The 4,739-nt window shown below is 69.6% G+C and carries 4 protein-coding genes and 1 pseudogene; all 5 read right to left on the bottom strand.

What is annotated here, in order from left to right; translation table 11 throughout:
- Positions 1-277, bottom strand: a 277-nt coding sequence (locus I5G_RS23150; protein ID WP_148286533.1) for an ATP-binding cassette domain-containing protein, incomplete at its 3' end; no start/stop codon positions are given.
- Positions 274-1,251 (bottom strand): ABC transporter permease, encoded by a 978-nt coding sequence (locus tag I5G_RS16715; RefSeq protein WP_022880085.1) that lies wholly within the window; start codon positions 1,249-1,251, stop codon positions 274-276. The genes I5G_RS23150 and I5G_RS16715, both read right to left, overlap by 4 nt.
- A pseudogene (locus I5G_RS23145) lies at positions 1,248-2,275 on the bottom strand (TIGR03842 family LLM class F420-dependent oxidoreductase). The gene I5G_RS16715 and the pseudogene I5G_RS23145 overlap by 4 nt, the downstream one beginning before the upstream one ends.
- A gap of 11 nt (positions 2,276-2,286) precedes the next feature.
- Positions 2,287-3,723: a dihydropyrimidinase gene (hydA, locus tag I5G_RS16705; RefSeq protein WP_022880084.1), complete on the bottom strand. Its 1,437-nt coding sequence runs from the start codon at positions 3,721-3,723 to the stop codon at positions 2,287-2,289.
- 1 nt (position 3,724) lies between these two features.
- A complete protein-coding gene (locus I5G_RS16700) occupies positions 3,725-4,573 on the bottom strand; it encodes a nitrilase-related carbon-nitrogen hydrolase (protein WP_022880083.1) in 849 nt (282 codons plus the stop codon).
- Between the last annotated feature and the right edge of the window lie 166 nt (positions 4,574-4,739).

The raw sequence follows: 4,739 nt of genomic DNA, 5'->3' as shown, positions 1-4,739 counted from the left end.
GCAGGAGCCCCGCCTGCTGGAACGCGATGCCGTAGTCCTGGTCGATGCGCGCCTGGCGGGCAGGCTTGCGAAAGATGCGAGGGTCGCCCGTGCTGGGCGTGTCGAGGTCCGCGATGAGGCGGAGCAGCGTCGACTTTCCGCATCCCGAGGGGCCGATGAGCGAGACGAACTCGCCGGCGGCGACGTCGAGGTCGACCCCGGTGAGGGCGGTCACCTCGCCACCGGTCGAGGGGAACACCTTCCCTACGCCTGCGGCGTGGACGGCGGGTGCGGTCATCGGATCTCCTCTCCGCGGCGGAAACGGTGCAGGGTCACACCGATGAGCGCGACGCCCGCGGCGGCGACGAGCCCGATGGCGACGGTGCCGAACGTCGGCGCCCAGGGAGCCGCGGGGTCGGACGAGGCTTGCCCTGCGAGCTGGATGAGCATGCGCCCGATCCCCCCGCGCAGCCCGATCGACACCTCGGCGACCACGGCGCCGACGACGGCCGACGCGGCGGCGAGCCGGAGGGCGGGCAGCAGGTGCGGTACGGCGGCGGGGAGCCGGAGGTGGATCAGTGTCGCCCACCAGCCGGCCGCTCCCGCGTGGAACAGGTCGAGGTGCAGCGCATCGGGGGCTTCGAGGCCGCGCAGCATGCCGATGGCGACGGGGAAGAACGCCAGGTACGAGGCGATCAGCGCGACCGAGAACCACTGCGGCCACGGGAACACCCCGGCGCGGTCGATCTGGTTGCCGAGCGCGTTGACGACGGGGGCGAAGGCGATGAGCGGCACGATCTGGCTCACCACGATCCACGGGAGCAGGCCCCACTCCACGAGCCGCCAGCGCTGCATGGCGATGCCCAGGATGCCACCCACGACCACGCCGATGAGCCACCCCAGGGCCGCGAGCCCCAGGGTCGTGCCGGCGGCTTCGATTACCGAGACGATCAGCGGTGGAGTGTCGCCGCCGCTCGTCGGCGCGAACATGCGCGCGACCATGTCCCACACGTGCGGCATGGCCCGGTCGTGCGTGCGCGGGAGCAGGATGACGCCCGATCCGGCGGAGCCGTCGCCGCCGACGGTGACGCCGTCCGCGGGGCCGAGCAGCTTGTACAGCTCCCACAGCGCCACGACGGCGACCACCCCGGCGACGCCCCAGCCCACGCGGGCGAGGCCGACACCGCGACGGCGTCGGGGGCGTGGCATCCCACCCCCGTCGACGGGGACCAGCGAGGTCACCGACCCCGGGGCGATCGCCTGATCGGTCACCGCTTCGCCGTCACCGGGGGAGTGAGCGCGGGGATCACGGTCTCGCCGTAGACCCGCATCGTCTCCTCCTTGTTGTCGTGCTGGAGGTAGCCGGCGAACTGCGTGACGCCCAGCGCCCGCAGCTTCTCGAGCTTGGCGATGTGCTCGTCCGCGGTGCCGAGCACGCAGAACCGCTCGACGATCTCGTCGGGGACGAAGTCGACGTGGTCGTTGGTGCTCTTGCCGTGCGAGTTGTAGTCGTAGCCCGTGCGTCCCGCGATGTAGTCGGTGAGCGCCGCGGGGACGTCGGAACCCTCGCCGTACTTCGCGACGATGTCGGCGACGTGATTGCCGACCATGCCGCCGAACCAGCGGCACTGCTCGATCATGTGCGCGCGGCTCTCCGGGGTGTCCTCGCCGATGTACATGGGAGCGGCGACGCAGAACGCGATCTCGTCGGGGTCGCGGCCGACGTTCTCCGCGGCCTGGCGGACCGTCGTGATCATCCACTCGGCGATGTCGAGGTCGGCGAGCTGCAGGATGAAACCGTCGCCGACCTCACCCGTGAGCTTGAGCGCGAGCGGGCCGTAGGCGGCGACCCACACGTCGAGCTTCGACCCGCGGCTCCACGGGAACTGCAGCGTCGCGCCGTTGTACTCCACGGCGCGGGAGTTGCCGAGCTCGCGGATCACGTGGATCGACTCGCGCAGCGCCGCAAGCGTCGTCGGGCGTCCGTTGGTGACGCGCACCGCGGAGTCGCCCCGGCCGATGCCGCAGATCGTGCGGTTGCCGTACATCTCGTTGAGGGTCGCGAACGTGGATGCGTGACCGTCCAGTCGCGGGTCGCGGGTTTCGTGACGAACGGGCCCACCGTGACCCGACGCGTGGCCGCGAGGATCGCCGAATGCACGACGTACGGTTCCTGCCACAGCAGGTGCGAGTCGAAGGTCCACACGTGGCTGAAACCGTGCGCCTCGGCGAGCTGCGAGAGCTGCACCGTGCGGGCGGCGGGCGGGTTGGTCTGCAGGACGACGCCGAAATCCATGGGGTCCCCTCTCAGACCAGGTACTGGCTCAGGCCGCGCTTGACGAACCGTCCGTCGCCCTTGGCACCGAGGTACGCGCCGTCGTCGACGACGACCTTGCCGCGGGAGATGACGGTGTCGACGTGCCCGTCGATCTCGAAGCCCTCCCACGCGGAGTGGTCCATGTTCATGTGGTGGGTCTTGCCCACGCCGATGGACGTGTGCCCGGCGGGGTCGTACACGACGACGTCGGCGTCGGCGCCGGGGGCGATGACGCCCTTCTTGCCGTACATGCCGAACATGCGGGCGGGGGTCGTGCTGGTGAGCTCCACCCACCGCTCGAGCGTGATCTGACCGGTCACGACGCCCTGGTACATGAGGTCCATCCGGTGCTCGACCGAGCCGATGCCGTTCGGGATCGCCCGGAAGTCGCCGAGGCCCAGCGTCTTCTGGTCCTTCATGCAGAACGGGCAGTGGTCGGTGGAGACCATCTGGATGTCGTTCGTGCGCAGCGCCTGCCACATGTGGTGCTGGTGGCCCTCGTGCTTCGACCGCAGCGGCGTCGAGCACACCCACTTCGCGCCCTCGAAGTCGCCCCACTCCTCGCTCGACGCCCCCAACTGATCCTCGAGCGAGAGGTAGAGGTACTGCGGGCACGTCTCGCCGAACACGTTGTGCCCGTTGTCGCGCGCCCACGCGAGCTGCTCGACCGCCTGCTTCGCACTCACGTGCACGACGTAGAGCGGCGCGCCGGTGAGGTTCGACAGCATGATCGCGCGGTGCGTGGCTTCCTCCTCCATCTGCCACGCGCGCGCGACGCCGTGGAAGTAGGGCGAGGTCTTGCCCTTCTCGACCAGCTGCTCGGCGAGCACGTCGATGACGGGGCCGTTCTCGGCGTGCATCATGGTCAGGAGCCCCGTGTCGGCGGCCACCTGCATCGCGCGGAGGATCTGCGCGTCGTCGGCGTAGAAGACGCCCGGGTACGCCATGAACATCTTGAAGCTCGAGATGCCCTCGTCGATGAGTCCGGGCAGGGCCGCGAGGGAGTCGGCATCCACCCCTCCGACGATCTGATGGAACCCGTAGTCGATCGCGCAGTTGCCCGCCGCGAGCTCGTGCCAGTGCGCGAGGCCGTCCTGCACGCGCTCGCCGGCGCGCTGCACGGCGAAGTCGACGATCGTCGTCGTGCCGCCCCACGCCGCGGCGCGGGTGCCGGTCTCGAACGTGTCCGACGCGCTCGTGCCGCCGAACGGCAGCTGCATGTGGGTGTGGGCGTCGATGCCGCCGGGGATCACGTACTTCCCGGTCGCGTCGATGACCCGATCGACGGATGCCGCGAGGTCATGGCCGAGCAGCGTCGAGCCGGGCGCGAGGACGGCGGCGATCGTCTCGCCGTCGAGGAGGACGTCGGCGGCGGAGCGCCCGGTGGCCGAGACGACCGTGCCGCCGGTGAGGAGGGTCGTTGTCATCTCACGCCTCCACGATCTCGCCGTAGGTGTCGGGACGGCGGTCGCGGTAGAACTGCCAGTCGTCGCGCATCTGCTGCACCAGGTCGAGGTCGAGGTCGCGGATGAGGATCTCCTCGTGCTCGTTCGACCCGAGCGCCCCGACGTGGTTGCCGCGCGGGTCGATGACCTGGCTCGTGCCGTAGAACGTCACGGCCTCGTCGCCGTACTCGTTGTCCTCGCGGCCGACCCGGTTGGGCTGCAGCACGAAGTAGCCGTTCGCGACGGCCGCGCAGGGGCCCTCGACCTCCCACAGCCGGTTCGACAGGCCGGGCTTGGTGGCGTTGGGGTTGAACACCATGTGCGCTCCGTTGAGGCCCAGCTCGCGCCAGCCCTCCGGGAAGTGGCGGTCGTAGCAGATGTACATGCCGACCTTGCCGACGGCGGTGTCGAACACGGGGTACCCGAGGTTGCCCGGACGGAAGTAGAACTTCTCCCAGAACTTCTCGACGTGGGGGATGTGGTTCTTGCGGTACTTGCCGAGCACGGTGCCGTCGGCATCCACGAGCACCGAGGTGTTGTAGTAGACGCCGGTCTGTGCCTCCTCGTAGATCGGGAGGACCGTGACGATGCCCAGCTCCTTCGCCAGCGCGGCGAACCGCTGGACGATGGGCCCGTCGGCCGGCTCGGCGTACCGGTAGTACTTCTGGTCCTGGGTGATGCCGAAGTAGGGGCCGTAGAACAGCTCCTGGAAGCACAGGACCTCGGCGCCCTGCGCCGCGGCATCCCGCGCGAACTGCTCGTGCTTGTCGAGCATCGATGCCTTGTCGCCGGTCCAGGTGGTCTGCGTGATCGCGGCGCGTACCGTCGTCATGGTCCCCTCGTTCCTCCGGGCCGACGTGGCTCGCCTCCGTCGTCGCCGACGGGCGAGGGCCCAGTTCTGTTACTGTCGCGCCTGAACATTTCTCCACGATTTCCACGAGTGACACCGCCGTAAATTGGGGGCCCGATGATTCCGGCCGACTCCTTCGTCGAGCGCA

This window comes from Microbacterium sp. B19 (genome assembly GCF_000333395.1).
Lineage (GTDB): Bacteria > Actinomycetota > Actinomycetes > Actinomycetales > Microbacteriaceae > Microbacterium.
Note: the sequence above shows the minus strand (reverse complement) of the source record. Positions and strands in the feature narration are given on the sequence as shown.

Bases quoted from the DNA above. Each gene is read 5' to 3' on its own strand.
- hydA (WP_022880084.1), bottom strand. From the start codon at position 3,723: ATGACAACGACCCTCCTCACCGGCGGCACGGTCGTCTCGGCCACCGGG.
- I5G_RS16700 (WP_022880083.1), bottom strand. From the start codon at position 4,573: ATGACGACGGTACGCGCCGCGATCACGCAGACCACCTGGACCGGCGAC.